This window comes from Parvibaculum sp. (genome assembly GCF_049671045.1).
Lineage (GTDB): Bacteria > Pseudomonadota > Alphaproteobacteria > Parvibaculales > Parvibaculaceae > Parvibaculum.
Window position 1 is genome coordinate 1 of sequence record NZ_JBATUH010000102.1, and the last position, 14,994, is coordinate 14,994.

14 protein-coding genes and 1 pseudogene are annotated in these 14,994 nt (G+C 65.2%); 4 read left to right on the forward strand and 11 right to left on the reverse strand.

Features of this window, described 5'->3' with window-relative positions; all coding sequences use genetic code 11:
* Positions 1-530 (forward strand): annotated as a pseudogene (locus tag WBG82_RS11270) (kinesin); the annotation flags it as partial.
* A 4-nt stretch (positions 531-534) separates the two neighbouring features.
* Here WBG82_RS11270 and WBG82_RS11275 read toward each other — a convergent pair.
* Genes WBG82_RS11275 through WBG82_RS11290 form a run of 4 tightly spaced genes read right to left on the reverse strand, consistent with a single transcriptional unit; the run spans position 535 to position 4,053 of the window.
* Positions 535-1,218, reverse strand: a complete 684-nt coding sequence (locus WBG82_RS11275; RefSeq protein WP_424424625.1) for an ABC-type transport auxiliary lipoprotein family protein — start codon at positions 1,216-1,218, stop codon at positions 535-537.
* Positions 1,215-2,135, reverse strand: a complete 921-nt coding sequence (locus WBG82_RS11280) for an MlaD family protein (RefSeq protein ID WP_324297723.1) — start codon at positions 2,133-2,135, stop codon at positions 1,215-1,217. Before WBG82_RS11280 ends, WBG82_RS11275 begins: the two co-directional genes overlap by 4 nt.
* A 10-nt stretch (positions 2,136-2,145) precedes the next feature.
* Complete coding sequence (locus WBG82_RS11285; protein ID WP_424424626.1) at positions 2,146-2,916, reverse strand: ABC transporter ATP-binding protein; 771 nt, start codon at positions 2,914-2,916, stop codon at positions 2,146-2,148.
* 3 nt (positions 2,917-2,919) lie between these two features.
* On the reverse strand, positions 2,920-4,053 hold the full coding sequence (locus WBG82_RS11290) for an MlaE family lipid ABC transporter permease subunit (protein ID WP_424424627.1): 1,134 nt from the start codon (positions 4,051-4,053) through the stop codon (positions 2,920-2,922).
* A gap of 197 nt (positions 4,054-4,250) precedes the next feature.
* On the opposite strand from WBG82_RS11290, the gene WBG82_RS11295 reads away from it, so the two are divergent.
* The 3 genes from WBG82_RS11295 (at position 4,251) to dgcA (ending at position 8,237) form a co-directional block, all read left to right on the forward strand.
* The gene (locus WBG82_RS11295) at positions 4,251-4,649 is read left to right on the forward strand and encodes a c-type cytochrome (RefSeq protein WP_424424628.1); all 399 of its coding nucleotides are present in this window, start codon (positions 4,251-4,253) and stop codon (positions 4,647-4,649) included.
* A gap of 261 nt (positions 4,650-4,910) precedes the next feature.
* Complete coding sequence (locus WBG82_RS11300) at positions 4,911-7,172, forward strand: CHASE2 domain-containing protein (protein ID WP_424424629.1); 2,262 nt, start codon at positions 4,911-4,913, stop codon at positions 7,170-7,172.
* 81 nt (positions 7,173-7,253) lie between these two features.
* Positions 7,254-8,237, forward strand: a complete 984-nt coding sequence (gene dgcA, locus WBG82_RS11305) for an N-acetyl-D-Glu racemase DgcA (protein ID WP_424424661.1) — start codon at positions 7,254-7,256, stop codon at positions 8,235-8,237.
* A gap of 54 nt (positions 8,238-8,291) precedes the next feature.
* Here dgcA and WBG82_RS11310 read toward each other — a convergent pair whose 3' ends face one another.
* The 7 genes from WBG82_RS11310 to WBG82_RS11340 form a co-directional block, all read right to left on the reverse strand.
* Positions 8,292-9,302 carry a zinc-dependent alcohol dehydrogenase family protein gene (locus tag WBG82_RS11310; protein WP_424424630.1) on the reverse strand — a complete coding sequence of 337 codons (1,011 nt, stop codon included), beginning with the start codon at positions 9,300-9,302 and terminating at the stop codon, positions 8,292-8,294.
* A 109-nt stretch (positions 9,303-9,411) separates the two neighbouring features.
* Positions 9,412-10,635, reverse strand: a complete 1,224-nt coding sequence (locus WBG82_RS11315; RefSeq protein ID WP_424424631.1) for an MFS transporter — start codon at positions 10,633-10,635, stop codon at positions 9,412-9,414.
* An 84-nt stretch (positions 10,636-10,719) separates the two neighbouring features.
* On the reverse strand, positions 10,720-11,169 hold the full coding sequence (locus WBG82_RS11320) for a hypothetical protein (RefSeq protein WP_424424632.1): 450 nt from the start codon (positions 11,167-11,169) through the stop codon (positions 10,720-10,722).
* Positions 11,166-12,209, reverse strand: a complete 1,044-nt coding sequence (locus WBG82_RS11325; protein WP_424424633.1) for a phosphotransferase family protein — start codon at positions 12,207-12,209, stop codon at positions 11,166-11,168. Before WBG82_RS11325 ends, WBG82_RS11320 begins: the two co-directional genes overlap by 4 nt.
* Positions 12,210-12,216: 7 nt before the next feature.
* The gene (locus WBG82_RS11330; protein WP_424424634.1) at positions 12,217-13,329 is read right to left on the reverse strand and encodes a hypothetical protein; all 1,113 of its coding nucleotides are present in this window, start codon (positions 13,327-13,329) and stop codon (positions 12,217-12,219) included.
* Positions 13,330-13,503: 174 nt separating this feature from the next.
* Positions 13,504-13,683, reverse strand: coding sequence for a rubredoxin (locus tag WBG82_RS11335; protein WP_324297743.1), 180 nt, complete (start codon positions 13,681-13,683; stop codon positions 13,504-13,506).
* A gap of 25 nt (positions 13,684-13,708) precedes the next feature.
* The gene (locus WBG82_RS11340; protein WP_424424635.1) at positions 13,709-14,977 is read right to left on the reverse strand and encodes a cytochrome P450; all 1,269 of its coding nucleotides are present in this window, start codon (positions 14,975-14,977) and stop codon (positions 13,709-13,711) included.
* Between the last annotated feature and the right edge of the window lie 17 nt (positions 14,978-14,994).

The window sequence follows — 14,994 nt, forward strand, 5'->3', positions numbered from 1 at the left end:
CCGCCGCCCCGCGCCGCGAGCCGCACTGGTCCGATGCGCCTCATCCCGCCGCCGACCGCACGGCGAGGCGCTGGGGCATCTCCGATCTACTCGCCGCCGCCGAGCGCGAGCGGGACGCGCCGTCGAATGCTGCAAATCCGGGCAGCGATGCCGCAAGCGACAGCGAGTTTCACCGCTCGTCGCTTCAGGTGATCGAAACGCTGCAGGCGCTCGCCGTCGATCTCGATCGCGCGCTCGAGCAGAACCCTCCCCCCGAATTGTGGCAGCGCTATCAGGCCGGAGAGCGCAACGTCTTCGCCCGCCGCCTCTACAACATGGCCGGGCGCCAGCTCTATGACCGCATCGCCGTCAAATACCGCGACGACGCGGAGTTCCGCGAGCATGTCGATCGCTTCGTGTCGCTTTTCGAGCGATTGCTCGCCTCCGCCCGCACGCGCGACCGCGAGAACATCCTCGTCGAAACTTATCTGACGTCGGATACGGGCAAGGCCTATCTCATCCTCGCGCAGGCAAGCGGCAAGCTCTCCTGATCCGCTAGCGGCCGGAGAGCGCCGTCCTGCCGCCTCCGGCCAAGGCCGCCTGCTGCGCCGCCCAATCCGCCATGCCGTCGAGAACGCCGCGCAGGGCCGCATCATAGGCGCGCACGATGGGCGCGATGCCGGACCCCTCGACCGGCGCATGCGCACTGAAACGGCCGGAAGCGAGAATGCTGCGCTCGTCCTTCTTCACCAGCCGCGCGAGAAGGTCGATCCGTACTTCGTTCTTGTCGCCATTGGCGGAAGGCACGGCCGCGAACTGGCGGATATCGCCCATGAGCTCGTAATCCACCCTGAGGCCCGCGCCCTGCGGCGAAACCGCATCGAAGCGCCCGGAATTCTCGAGCGTCTCGACCATCAGCATCTGGATCATGCGCGGCGCCCTGTCCGCCCATCGCGCATCCGCGTAATAGGCGATCTCGTTGGGCGTCGACTGCTGGGCGATGCGCGTCGTGTCGAGTGCGGCGGGTGCGGAGAATTCCGCGACCTCGATGGGCGGCCCCTTGGCGGCCGTCGCCTCATGGCTCCCCGGGTGCGCCACGGTCAGCGTGAAGAGCTGCGGCGCCGGGCCGCTTCCCGCATTGGCGAGCGCGCAGGCGCCGAGCGGCGCGATGGCGAGAGCGAGCACAAGCCCCCTCGCCCAGCCGCCGATTCCCCGCATGACGAAAGGATGCTGCATCATCTGGCCTTCACTTCCGGAACATTGTTGCCGGTGAGATAGCGGGCGGGATCGTCCTGCGCGCGCGAGGCGATCCGGTCGAGCGCGGTCACGAGGGCGCGCGTCTCCGCGATGAGATCGGGTATCTGCGTCAGCCCCTCGCGGCCCAGCCTGTCGATGGCGGGGCCGTTCGCCTGCACGAGCCGGTCTAGATTGTCGGCGACGCGGCGATAGGCCTGCGCCGTTTCCCGCGCATCCGCGACAAGGCCCTTCACATCGTTCTTCATGAAGCCGTCGGCATTGCGGCTGAAGGCCGCGAGATGCTGCGAGGCATCCGAAAGATTGGTGATCGCCTTCTGCATGTCGCCGGAGCTTCCGGCCAGCGCGGTCGAGATCTGGTCGAGGTTCTGAAGCGTGCTGCGGATCGTCTCCTGATTGACGCGCACGATCTCGTTGAGACGCGCAAGGAGCTTGTTCGCATTCTGCAACGTGTCAGGCGCCGACATGGCAAGCTCCTGAAGCGTCGATGGCGCTCCCCGGATGGTCGCATAGGCTTCGCCCGGTTTTGGCAGCAGCGGCTTCGAATCCGGCTTCCCGCCCGTCAGCTCGATGACGGCGACGCCGGTGATGCCCGAAAGCTCGAGCTGCGCCACCGAGCTTTCCTTCACCGGCGTGCGCGCGTCGATCTGGATGAGCGCGATCACCTTGTTCGGATCGTCCTCCGCCAGATGCAGGTCGACTACCTTGCCCACCGGCAAGCCGTTGAACTGCACTGTTCCCGACTTGCTGAGGCCCGACACCGAGCCCTGAAAGACGATCTGGTAATACGCGTATTGGCGGTCGAGCTGGACATGGCCGATCCACAGCGCGAAGGCGAAGGCGCAGAAGATGACCACCAGCGCGAAAGTGCCGATCAGGACATTGTTGGATTTGATTTCCATGAGCCTTTGCCTATTTGCCTGCGAAGGCCGCTCGCGCCCGGGGTCCGTGGAAATATTCCCGGATCCAGGGATGGTCGCTCCGCAACATGTCGTCGAGCGTCCCGATCAGGATAACACGCCGCTCCGCCAGAACCGCAATCCGGTCGCAGATGGCATGAAGCGTGTCGAGATCGTGAGTTACGAGGAAAACGGTAAGGCCGAGCGTCCGGGCAAGGTCTCGGATGAGTTCATCGAAGGCCGCCGCGCCGATGGGATCGAGCCCCGCCGTCGGCTCGTCGAGAAAGAGGATTTCAGGATCGAGCGCCAGCGCGCGGGCAAGTCCCGCCCGCTTCTTCATGCCGCCCGAAAGCTCCGATGGATAAAGGTCGGCCGCCCCTTCCCTGAGGCCGACCAGGGCGATCTTGACCGCCGCCAGCTCGTCCATGAGCTGCGGGTCCATATGGAGATGCTCGCGGAACGGGACCTGGATATTCTGCGCGACGGTCAGCGCGGAAAAAAGCGCGCCTTCCTGAAAGAGCACGCCCCAGCGCCGCTCCACGAGGCGGCGCTCTTCCTCCGTGACATTGTCGAGGTCGATGTCGAACACGCGAATGTGTCCGGCGTCGGGCTTGCGAAGCCCAACAATCGAACGCATCAGCACGGACTTGCCCGTGCCCGAACCGCCGACAATGCCCAGCACCTCGCCGCGCCGCACGTCGAGATCGAGATTTTCGTGCACGACATGGTCGCCGAACTGGTTCTTGAGGCCCCTCACCTCGATGATCGTATCGCCATTTGCCATCGGTCAGATTCCGATCCTGGTGAAGAAGATCGCAAACATCGCATCGAGAACGATGACGAGAAAGATCGACCTCACGACCGAGCTTGTCGTCTGTGTGCCGACGGATTCGGCGCTGCCCGTCACATCGAGCCCCGCCCGACAGCCGACGATCGCAATGACGAGCGCCATGAACGGCGCCTTCAGGAGCCCGACGCCGAAGGTCCAGAACTGCGCCGCGCTGTTCAGCCGCTCGATATAGACGGAGGGCGACATGTTCAGCTCGATCATGGCGACAACACCGCCGCCGAGAAGGCCCATGATGTCGGCGACGAAGGTGAGCAGCGGCAGCGTGAAGACGAGCGCGAGCACGCGCGGCACCACCAGCATCTCCATGGGATCGAGGCCGAGCGTGCGCATCGCGTCGATCTCCTCGCGCATCTTCATCGAGCCGATTTCGGCCGTGAAGGCGCTGCCGGAGCGGCCCGCGACGATGATCGCCGTGAGCAGGATTCCCACTTCGCGCAGGAAGATGATGGCGATGAGATTGACCGTGAATATATCCGCGCCGAAGCGGCGAAGCTGCACCGCGCCCTGCTGCGCGATGACGGCGCCGATGAGAAATGTGAGCAGGCAGACGAGCGGCAGCGCGTTGAAGCCCGCCTTCTCCATGTGATGCACGAGCGGGACGAGGCGGAAGCGGCGCGGCGACCTGATGCCGCGCCAGATCGTGGCGAGCACCGCGCCCAGAAAATCGACGAAGGCGACCGCATCGTGCCCCACCGCGACGACGGCCGCCCCGATCCTGCCGAGAACCTCGATGAGGAACGGCTCGCGGGCTGGCGGAGCCAGCTTGGGCTGTCCGCCCTCGCTCACCTTGTCGAGAATGATCCGCTGGCCTTCCTCAAGCCCCTCGAACCGGACCTCGACCCCTTGGGCGCTCAGCGCCGCCGCCGTCCGGTCGATGAGCCAGGCCCCGGCCGTATCGAGCCGCACAAGGCCGGACATGTCGAAGACCGCCTTGCTCTTGCCGGCCGGCATGGCGGAAAAGCGGCGCAGCTCCTCGTCGATCTGGAGGATCGACGCGACCGACCAGTCGCCCGACGGCAGGAGACGCAGCGCGCTACCGTCCGTGTCCACCTTGAAAGAGGCTGCCTGCACGGCCTGAACAGCCCCTGACGCTTGCGTCAAATTCGGTCCTCGCGAGCCCCGGGCCCCGCGCCAGTTTGACGCAGTCCCTTACCTTGGACGAAACTTAGTTTAGCTTGCAGTTGCATACCAGAGCCAACCGGGGGCCAAGATCCGCCCCATCAGGCGCCCTGCAAGTTCGACACAGGATGGAAGGGAGATTCTCCACTATGAAGGCAATTCTAAGCGGAATGGCCGTGCTCGCGCTCGCCATGACGGTATCGGGCGCGGCCTACGCCGATGGCGACGCCGCCAAGGGCGAAAAGATTTTCAAGAAATGTCAGGCCTGCCACACGGTTGAAAAAGACGGCCCGAACAGGGTCGGACCGAATCTCTATGGCATCTTCGAGCGCGGCGTCGCGGCCGAAGCCGGCTACAACTACTCTGCGGCCATGAAGAAGAAGGCGGCGGAGGGGTTGAAGTGGAACGACGATACGCTTCTCGCCTATCTCGAAAAGCCTCAGGCCTACGTTCCGGGCACGAACATGACGTTCCCGGGACTCAAGAAGGAGCAGGACCGCAAGGACCTGATCGCCTATCTTGAAAAGGCGACCGGCCACGAAAAGTGATCCGGATTGTCGGCGCCCATGTGCTCCGGCATATGAGTTGACGACTGCAGAAGCGGCTCTGCCAGCGATGGCGGGGCCGTTTTGCATGAAAGGCCCGGCAAAAAGCCCGGTCCCGCCCTTCCCCCTTGCCGCTCTGGAATGGAATCTGCAGCGCATGTGCGGATACCCTTCGTAATTGTCCCGCAACAGGACAATGGCAAGGCCAGACGCTCAATTCGGGGGAATCGGCATCCTGCACGGGACGCCGAGGCGAAACAGACGATGAATTCGACACCAGCGTTCCGCAGACTTTCCGCGATCCTTCCGGGTCTCGTGCTCGTCGTGAGCCTGGGTCTATCCATCTATGATTTCGGCGGCGTCGCGAGCTGGCTTCAGAATCAGGTCTTCGACATCTACCAGCGCATCGAGCCGCGCAGAGCTGGCCCCGAAGGTCCGCGCACGGTCTATATCGACATCGGAAACGAGGGGATGAGCCGCCTCGGCCCCTGGCCCTGGCCCCGCAAGCGGGTGACGGACCTCGTTGAGCGCGTGCGGGCCGCCGGCGCGAGCGCCATCCTGCTCGACATGCCGCTTTCGGAGGATGATGCGACCTCCGCCTCCGAGCTTCTCAAGCTCTGGTCGCCGCTTCCGCAGCTTCCCTCCGGCGCTAATCTCGGCCAGGCCCTCGGCGAGCTGCCGGACCGCGACCGAGAGTTCGCCAGGCTTCTCGGCTCGACGCCCTCGGTCGTCTCCTTCGTGCCCGGAAAGGCCCCGGTCAACGGCATGACGGCGCCGGAGAATGCGGGCTCCATCCTGACCGAAGGAAGCGACGCTCGCCATTACACGCCCGGATTCTCGCTCTGGCGCCCGAGCCTGCCAATTTTCGAGCAGGCGGCGAAGGGGAACGGCGCGACGCTCGCCGACCGCGCGGCGACGGGCGTGGTGCGCAACCTTCCCATGCTCGTCAATCTCGGCGGTACCCTCTACCCCTCGAACGCGCTCGAGGCGCTCCGGGTGGCGCGCGGCGGCACGGGCTACCGCGTCCGTGTGATCGAATCGGATACCGGCTTCACCTTCGGCATGGAGCCCGGCGTCGAGCGCATCGAGATCGCAGGGGCGGACCTTCTGGCGCTGACGAGCACGACGGGCGCGCTGCGCCTCTATTTCGGCGGGCCGGACACGCGGCCGTCCATTCCCGCCACGCAATTTCTCGACCGCAGCGTCGGGCTCCCCTCGCTCGCGGGGCGGATCGCCGTCATCGGCGTTTCGGCCAATGGCATCGAGCGCCTCTATGACACGCCCGCAGGCATCGCCCTGCCCTCCGGCGCCATCGCGGCGAATGCGATCGACCAGATTCTCGACAGCGCCTTTCTGGTAAGGCCGGGCTGGGCATCGAGCGCCGAGCAGCTCCTGATCTTCGTCGGCGGCCTGCTCGTCATCCTGCTACTCAGCCGGTTCCGCTTCCGCTGGGGCTTCCTCCTGACGCTCATCCTGATCGGCGGGGAAGCCTATGCCTCATGGTGGGCGTTCGAGACGCATCGCTGGCTCATCGACCCCGCGCTCGGCGCGCTGACGCTCATCCTCGCGAGCCTCACCTGCGCGCTGATGACGAAGTTCCATTCCGAGGAGCAGACGCGCTTCATCGACGCGCAGTTCGCGCGGCGCCTTTCGCGCGCGGGCCTTGCCAGGGTGCATGCCCATCCCCGCCTCATCCAGGCCGAGGGCCAGCTCCGCCCCGTCACCTCGCTCGTCGTGGGCCTGCGCGGCTTCAACATCATCGCCGACCGCTACCTCGAGGACCCGAAGGCCTATGCCGACATTCTGAACCGCTTCTTCTCGCCCATGACGAAGATCGTTCAGGACCGCAACGGCATGGTCGATCGCACCGTGGGCGATACGCTCTATGCCGTGTGGAACGCGCCCTTCGACATTCACGACCACCCCTCGAAGGGGTGCGACGCGGCGCTGCGCATGGTCGAAAATCTGGAAGCGCTGAACGAGTTTCTCGAGGAGGATGCGCGGCGCCAGCATCTGAGCCATGTGCCCCTCAGCCTCTCCATCGGCATCGACAGCGGAACGGCCATCACCGGCAATATGGGCGCGATCCTGAATTTCGAATATGGCGTCCTTGGCGAGCCTGTGAGCTTCGGCGCCTACCTCCAGCGCAATGCGCGGAACTACGGCCCCGCGATCATCGTCGGCGAAGGCACCCAGCGCGCCGTCGGCGACCGCTACGCGCTGCTCGAAATCGACCTCATCGCGACGCCCCGCCATCCGGAAGGCCGCCGCGTCTATGCCCTGCTCGGCGATCCGATCATGCGCGCCAATCCGAAATTCCGTGCCCTTCAGGAAGCCCACGCGCTCATCTTCGCCGCCTACCGCAAGCAGCGCTGGGGCGATGCGCGCGCGGCCATCAAGGAATGCCGCAAGCTCAATGGCGCCATTCCGACGCTTTACGATTTCTACGAGGCGCGGATCGCCCAATACGAGGCGAACCCGCCCGGCGAGCACTGGAACGGCGCCTGGTTCGCAGGCCGTATCTGATCGCGTTTGGACTTCTTTAATCTTGGCTGAAAGCGCGGCGCGCGGCATCATCCGCCCCTCCCTGTGAGAGGCCATATGTCCATGCGCGAAATTTCCATCGATACCGAAGTCTGGCCCATCGCGGGATCATTCACGATTTCGCGCGGCTCGAAGACACAGGCGGAGGTCATCGCCGTCACCATCCGCGAAGGCGCCCATGCCGGACGCGGCGAATGCGTGCCCTATTCGCGCTATGGCGAGACGGTGAAGGATGTCGCCGGGTCCATTCGCGCCATGAGCAATGCGATCGAGGATGGCATGACGCGCGAGGAGCTTCAGCGCGCCATGCCTCGCGGCGCGGCACGCAATGCGATCGACTGCGCGCTCTGGGATCTCGAAGCAAAGATCAGCGGTGTGCCCGTGTGGAAGCTCGCCGGGCTCGACGAGCCGAAGCCGCTCGTCACCGCCTTCACGCTGAGCCTCGCCGAGCCGGACGCGATGCGCGAGGCCGCGAAGGCAGCCGCCGGACGGCCGCTCCTCAAGCTCAAGCTCGCCGGCGACGGCGCGGACATCGCCCGCGTCGCGGCGGTGCGCGAGGGCGCGCCCAGCGCAAGGCTCATCGTCGATGCGAATGAAGGCTGGAAAGCCGCCGATGTTCTGCCGCTCGCCCGCGAGCTTGCCGCCCTCGATGTAGTGCTCATCGAGCAGCCCCTGCCCGCCAGGGAAGACGAGGCGCTGCGCGGGATCGAATGTCCTATCCCTCTCTGTGCGGATGAATCCGCCCATGGCCTCGAGGGCATGACGCGGCTCGCCGGCCTTTATCAATATGTCAATGTGAAGCTCGACAAGACGGGCGGCCTCACCGAAGGGCTTTCGGTCATCCGCTGCGCGCGGCGGCGCAATCTGAAGGTCATGGTCGGCTGCATGGTCGCAACCTCCCTCGCCATGGCGCCCGCGACGCTTCTCGCGCAAGGCGCGGAGTTCGTCGATCTCGACGGGCCGCTCCTTCTCGCAAAGGATCGCGAACATGCGATCCGCTATGAAGACAGCACGATGATGCCGCCCATGCCTGCGCTCTGGGGCTGAGGGGCGCCCGCGCCGCCTCCCTCGCCCTTGGGGAGAGGCGGCACGGAGATGCCGCTACGCGATATTGAGAACGATCTTCCCGAAATGCGATGCGCCCTTCATGGTGGTGAAGGCGGCCTGCGCGTCGCCGAGCGAGAAGCGCTTGTCGATCACCGGATGAATGTCCGACTGCTCGATCGCCCTCACCATGTCCTCGAAATGGGTGCGGCTGCCGACCGTGATGCCGCTGATCTTCAAATTCTGCGAGAAGATCGCCGCCACGTTCACGTCCTTCACCATGCCCGAAAGAAGTCCGATGACGGCGACATGGCCGCCGAGCCGAGCCGCCATGATCGACTGCGGCAGCGTGTCGGCGCCGCCGACCTCGACCACATGATCAACGCCGCGTCCACCCGTGAGCTTGCGCGCCTCGCTCGCCCAGTCGGGGGTCTTGACGTAATTGATGGTCGCATCCGCGCCGAGCGCCCTTGCGCGTTCGAGCTTTTCATCGGACGACGATGTGATGATGACGCGCGCGCCCGCGGCCTTCGCAAATTGCAGCGCGAAGATGGAGACGCCGCCCGTGCCCTGCGCAAGCACAGTGTCGCCCGGCTTCAGCCCGCCCTCGACGACGAGCGCGCGCCATGCCGTCAGCGCCGCGCAGGGAAGCGTCGCCGCTTCCTCGGCCGTAAGATTCTTCGGCGCCAGAGAAACGCCCTCGGCGGAAAGCCGGATATAGTCCTGCGCGCAACCATCGGTCGGGCCGCCAAGCGACGAGGCGAGCCCGGCGCCGGTCGGGCCGCCCGAAATCCACGCCTGGAAGAAGCTCGGGCAGACGAGATCGCCCACCTTGACCCGGCTCACGCCCGCGCCGACCTCGACCACCTCTCCCGCGCCGTCCGAGAGCGGCACGAGCGGCACTTTCGGCTGGGCGCGGCCGAGCCCCTGCACCATGGCGAGATCGCGATAGTTGAGCGAGCCCGCCTTCAGCCGGACGACGATTTCGCCGGGTCCGGCCTTCGGCACCTCGCGCGTCTCGAGTTTCAGACTTTCAATGCCACTGTCGTGAAGAACCACCGCACGCATATGCGCCTCCCTTATCGAGTTTCGTTGTCCCAATAAGCTGGAGCGCGCGGACGCATTGTCAATGCACAAGAATTTGCACCGCGATTGACGCAGCGGAACGGTCCGTCATTCAGCACCCGGCGCCGTTCCGCCCCTGATCGCCGCTCGGCGTTCCCTCGTCCTGCATTGCATCGGGAGCAAGCTTGCCCCCGTTCCACCGCGCGCCGATCACCAATGTTCCAAGGAATGCGACGACGCCGGTGCCCGCGCCGAGGAGATACGCTCCCGCCCCGAACTGCAGATAGAGCGATCCCGCCGCAAGCGTCATCAGCCCCATGAGCACGCCGGCCGAAAGCGCTGCATAAAGGCTCTGCGCGGTCGCGGCGAAGGCGTTGGGCGTCGCCCGCGTGAGAAAATGGATCGTGCCCAGATGTGCGGCGCAATAGCTGAAGGCATGAAGCGCCTGAAGCGGAAAGAGCATCCAGAGCGGCGGATCGAACGCCATCATGGTCCAGCGGAAGACGGCGGCCGCCGCCCCGAGGCTCATCATCCGGACCGCGCCGACCCGCGCCACCACGCGGCCGGAAAAGGCGAAGAGAATGATCTCCGCCACGACGCCGATGCCCCACAGAACGCCGATCACGTCGCTGCTGTAACCGAGCTTCTGCCAGTTGAGCGTGCCGAATGCATAATAGACCGCATGAGTCGACTGGATGAGGCTTGCCGCCGTCAGAGCAATGAGGAACAGCGGCTGCCGGGTGAATGCAAGCGCCGCCCTGAGCTGGCCGCCGGGGTGCACCGCGAGCCTCGGTTGCGGCACCTCGCGCGCGAGGAGATGGGCGCCGGCGAGATTGACCGCGATGGCGCCGACGAGGCAGACGGCGATGATGCTCGCGGGCTGCCATTCGAGGAGCCAGCCCGTGCCCGAGCTTGCCGCTATGAAGGTGATCGAGCACCAGAGCCGCACGCGGCCATAATCAATGCCCTGCTCATGCGCCGCCTTCATCGCCGTCGTCTCGATCAGTGGCGTGATCGAGGGGAAGAGCGACATGAGGATGAGCGTGGCGATGAGAATCTGCCAGAAGCCGGACGCCACCAGATAGAGCGAAACCGCCCCGAGCGATCCCCAGGACAGAAGGATGACGATGCGGCGCCTGTCGCCGAGGCGGTCGGCGAGGAAGGCGACCACGGGCCCCGCGACGATGCGCAGAAACATGGTCGCGGCGATGATGTAGGAAATCTCCTGCGCGCCCAGGCCCTTCGATTTCAGCCAGACGGGAAAGAAGGGCAGCTGCACGCCCCCGAAGAGGCAGAGCGAGGCATAGAAGAGCGAAAGGCGGACGGCGAGCGGCATGGATCGGAGGCCCGAAAAGCCCGTGATCCGGGCCGCTCACTCATAGCCCAAAGCTTTCCCGCCGCGAAGCGGGATTGTCCGCAGCTAGCCGAAGGTCGGCAGGACGACGCGCCTGCGCTCCGCCGCGCCGACGATATAGTCCCAGAGCTTCGCCTCGAAGGGTGCGGCCCAGTCCGCCTTCGATTCCTCGACATGGGCCTGAAGCTCGATCAGCAGCTTCGCCAGTTCGTCATTCGTGGCGTTGAGCGCGCTCACGCGGAACGAGCCGTCCTGCGAGGCGGCCGCCTCCTTGAGACGCGCCGCAAGCCCCCGGTCGCCGACGAGTTTCGCGGCTTCGGAGAAGAGCGCCCGCATCTCGCGGTTTTCCGCGACGCGGAGATCCGCCGCCCGGTCGAACTCCTGCGCGGCCATGCCAACCGTCATGGCGATGAGCCCGACGCTGCCCAGCGAATATTCCGCCCCGAGCTGCGGCGCGATCTCCGTCAGCAGCGTTCCGAGAAATCCGCCGAGAACGACATCAACTTCCGGCTTCATGAGCGCGCCTCCTTCGAGAGCGTGGCAAGCGCATTGGCCAACACGCGGTTGTGAACGTCGGTCGGATACCAGCTCGACAGGGCGAGGATCGGATCGCGGCTGGCGCCCGTCTGATATTCCTTGCCCGCCGAAATCCAGATCGCGAGCCCTTTGAGCGAGTTGAAGATTTCCCACCAGCGCAGCGCCTTGGGATCGATCCTGAGCCCGCTCGTCTCCTCCCAGATGCGAAAGGCTTCGGCGCGGCCGATCATGCCGCCCGGCCGTTCCCGGTTCTCGAAGGCCCAGAGCGGGTCCGCCGCCCAGGCGAGGTCCTCGAGCGGATCGCCCAGATGGCACATCTCCCAGTCGAGGATCGCCCTGATGTCGCCTTCGCCGTCGAACAGGAAATTGCCCGTGCGGTAGTCGCCATGCACCACGGAAATCTTCTGCGCGGGCGGCGGCGGGTTGCGTCGCATCCAGCGGATCGCGGCACGCGCGATCGGCTGCGGACACAGCTCGTCCTCGTCGATCACCTTTTCCCAGTGCTCAAGCTCGCGCCGCCAGGTTTCATCCGGCGCGACGGGCTTCATATGTTGCGCGATGCCGATCGCCTCCGGATCGGCGCCGGCGATCTTGCCGAGATGGGTCCAGAACTGGCGGCCGAGCTTCTCCGCATGCGGACCATATGGGTCGGCATTGAAGGGCGAGCCCGCCGCGCAGCCGACGATCTGCTCCATGACGAAGAAGGGACGGTCGAGCCATTTGAGATCGGTCTCGAGATAGAGCGGCTCGGGCACCGGAAGCCCGGTCGGATGGAACGCGCGATAGGCGTTGTATTCGAGATCGCGTTCCGTCTCGATGAGGCTCGCCACAGGATCGCGGCGCAGGATGAGAGGCCGCGCGACCTTGCGTCCCCCCTCCTCCCAGGATGCGTTGAGCCTGAAGGTTTCGCGGCTCGCGCCGCCATGAATGCGCGAAACGCCGCTGACCTCGACATTCGAGGCCTGCGGCATCCTGTGTTGCAGATAGGCGGCGAAGCGCGTCGCAATGTCTTCCATCATCGCCCCCTTATGCCAGCGGCGCCGGATCCATCGCGCCCTTGAAACCGGAAGGCGCGTGAGGACCGGCAATGAGCTGCTCGAGAATGCCCGCGCCCTCGCGCGTCTGGCCGTCCGGCAGCGTCATCTTCGCGGTGACGAAGGCCTGAATGTGGAGATGCGGCGGCACATAGGACTTGATGTCGTCGAGCTTGAAAGACTCGAAGCCGACCGCGAGCGGCCCCTTGTAAGCCCCGTGCCCCCATTCCGGGTTCCCGTAGCCGAGGCCCAGCATGTAGAAGTTCCACTTCGGCGTCAGTTCGATCCGCGTGGTGCCGCCCTTGCGGTGCTCGAAGAAGAGCGTCGCCGATCTGGCATGGCGCGAACCCGGCACGTATTGAACCTCGGCACGGCACTTCGCCATTTCTTCCGGCTCGGCGCCATCGAGGCCGCACATGACGGCGTTGATGTTCCAGGACTCGCCATGCTCGTCGTCATTGACGTGGAAGAGCGTGATGCGGTCATCGAAATTGAGTGGCGCCCAGAGCCAGTAGAACTGGAAGTCCATCGGCGGCACCATGGGCTGCGCATCGGCCGCGCCGATCGGGCGCACGCCCCAGGAGCGGTCGCGCGTGCCGACATAGGCATCCCGAGTGACCTCGATGCGCTCGCCCGCGACCTCGATCCAGCCCTCATAGGTGCCGTTCTGCGTCAGGCGCGTCACGTCCATCATCGTGCGCGGCCCGTTGCGGCGCGTGAAGCGCGGTTCCTTGAGCGGAATGGCGCGCGCATGGAAGGTGACGTCCGCCTTGATGCCGTGCTCGTTATCCGCGACGCGGATGCGCAGCGACTTCAGCGGCTCGACGACATCGATCGCGATCGGCCCGACCTGCGTGTCAAGGCGCTCCATGTTGAGATGGCGCGAGGCATGGAGATTGTACTGCACGCCCTTCACCACGACGCAGAAGGATGCGTCCATGATGTTGATGTGCGGATAGACGCCGAGCGCGGCGGCGAAGAACACATCGCCGTTCCGCGTATAGCCGTTGAAGAAATAGCGGTCGTAGAAGTTCCGGTCGGTTCCCGAAAAGGCGATGGGCTCCGGCGTCTGGTGGATCGGATAATCGTCGGCTTTCGTGAGCATGCGGCCTCCCTTGCCGGCTTTTCCGCCGGGCTTTCTGTTTGGATTTTGAATGCAGGATGAAGGGCGGCGGTAGCAAGGTCAACCTCGCCGCCGCGCTTCAATCATGTATGCGGGAAATGTCCGGCAACCCATGGGAGGTGCCGGCCATTCCCCTGGCAGACGTTGCGGGAACGCTTAGTCCAACTCGACCATGTCGAACTCGGCCTTTGGAGTGCCGCAGTCGGGACAAACCCAGTCATCGGGAATGTCCTCCCAGCGCGTGCCGGGCGCGATGCCGTCCAGCGGCAGGCCTTCGGCCTCGTAATAGATGAAGCCACAGGTACGGCACTGCCATGTACGGAATGCGCCCGCCATCATGCGTTCCTTTCGGGTGAGACGATCACTGCATCTTGTAGCGAACAGGAACGGACTTCGGACCGCAGACGAAATTCGCCTCGGAGAGCAGCGGCGTCCCGTTGAGTTCGATCGAGTCGAGGCGGCTCAGAAGCTCTTCCCAGAAGATGCGCATTTCGAGCCGCGCGAGATGCTGGCCGATGCAGACATGCGCGCCATAGCCGAGCGCGACATGCTTGTTCGGCGTCCGGTCGATCTTGAAGGTGAAGGGATCCTCGAACACCTCTTCGTCGCGATTGCCCGAAGGATAGGCGAGCATGAGCCAGTCGCCCTTCGCGATCTTCTGCCCGCGCACTTCGGCATCCGCAGTCGCCGTGCGCATGAAGTGCTTCACCGGCGTCACCCAGCGGATCGTCTCCTCGACGAAGAAGGGAATGAGCGATGGGTCCGCCTTGAGGCGCTTGAAGGCATCCGGCTGCTCGGCCAGCACGCGCAGGCCGCCCGCTGTCGTGTGAGACGTCGTGTCATGGCCGGCCGTCGCCACGATGATGTAGTAGGACATGGCCGCGAAATGATCGAGCGGCTGGCCGTCGATCTGGCCATTGGCGATGACGCTCGCCACGTCCTCGCGCGGGCAGCGGCGGCGATCTTCGGTGATGCCGTTGAAATAGGTGATGAAGTCGCCGATCGTTTCCTGCATGGCCGCGAGCCCGGCCTCGAAATCGAGCTTCTCGCCGCGCCGGTTGAGATCGGGGTCATTGCTGCCGAACAGCTCCTGCGTGAGCTTGAGCATGCGCGGTTCATCCGCCTCCGGCACGCCCAGCACTTCCATGATGACATGCAGCGGATAATAGAGGCCGATGTCGCGCGCGAAATCGCACTCTCCGCCCATCTCCGCCATGCGGTCGACAAAGACCCTCGCGATGTCGCGGATGCGGGATTCGAGCTTCTTCAGGTTCTGCGGCAGGAACCAGCCCTGCGTCAGCCTGCGGTAGTTCATGTGGTCGGGATTGTCCATCTGCACGAGCGAACGCACGAGATGGGGCGAGCCGCCCATGATCTCCCGGACCCTGCGATCGACGACCACGGGCGTCACCGTCGCCGCGCGGTCGCCATTGTGGAACAGCTCGTTCTGGCGCTCGACCTCAAGAATGTCCGCATGCTTCGTCACCACCCAGAACGGGTCGTAGCCCTCGGGCTGAGCCTGCGCGAAGGGCGCTTCCTTGCGAAGATAGGAAAATGCCTCATCGACCGGCGTCTGGGCCGCATAGGCCTTCGGGTCGACGATCGTGTTGGCGATGTCCTGTGAAATCATCGGGGCCGCTCCCTTTC

Bases quoted from the DNA above. Each gene is read 5' to 3' on its own strand.
- WBG82_RS11275 (WP_424424625.1), bottom strand. From the start codon at position 1,218: ATGATGCAGCATCCTTTCGTCATGCGGGGAATCGGCGGCTGGGCGAGG.
- WBG82_RS11330 (WP_424424634.1), bottom strand. From the start codon at position 13,329: ATGCTCACGAAAGCCGACGATTATCCGATCCACCAGACGCCGGAGCCC.
- WBG82_RS11315 (WP_424424631.1), bottom strand. From the start codon at position 10,635: ATGCCGCTCGCCGTCCGCCTTTCGCTCTTCTATGCCTCGCTCTGCCTC.
- WBG82_RS11285 (WP_424424626.1), bottom strand. From the start codon at position 2,916: ATGGCAAATGGCGATACGATCATCGAGGTGAGGGGCCTCAAGAACCAG.
- WBG82_RS11295 (WP_424424628.1), top strand. From the start codon at position 4,251: ATGAAGGCAATTCTAAGCGGAATGGCCGTGCTCGCGCTCGCCATGACG.
- WBG82_RS11325 (WP_424424633.1), bottom strand. From the start codon at position 12,209: ATGATGGAAGACATTGCGACGCGCTTCGCCGCCTATCTGCAACACAGG.
- WBG82_RS11300 (WP_424424629.1), top strand. From the start codon at position 4,911: ATGAATTCGACACCAGCGTTCCGCAGACTTTCCGCGATCCTTCCGGGT.
- dgcA (WP_424424661.1), top strand. From the start codon at position 7,254: ATGCGCGAAATTTCCATCGATACCGAAGTCTGGCCCATCGCGGGATCA.
- WBG82_RS11320 (WP_424424632.1), bottom strand. From the start codon at position 11,169: ATGAAGCCGGAAGTTGATGTCGTTCTCGGCGGATTTCTCGGAACGCTG.
- WBG82_RS11340 (WP_424424635.1), bottom strand. From the start codon at position 14,977: ATGATTTCACAGGACATCGCCAACACGATCGTCGACCCGAAGGCCTAT.
- WBG82_RS11335 (WP_324297743.1), bottom strand. From the start codon at position 13,683: ATGGCGGGCGCATTCCGTACATGGCAGTGCCGTACCTGTGGCTTCATC.
- WBG82_RS11310 (WP_424424630.1), bottom strand. From the start codon at position 9,302: ATGCGTGCGGTGGTTCTTCACGACAGTGGCATTGAAAGTCTGAAACTC.
- WBG82_RS11280 (WP_324297723.1), bottom strand. From the start codon at position 2,135: ATGGAAATCAAATCCAACAATGTCCTGATCGGCACTTTCGCGCTGGTG.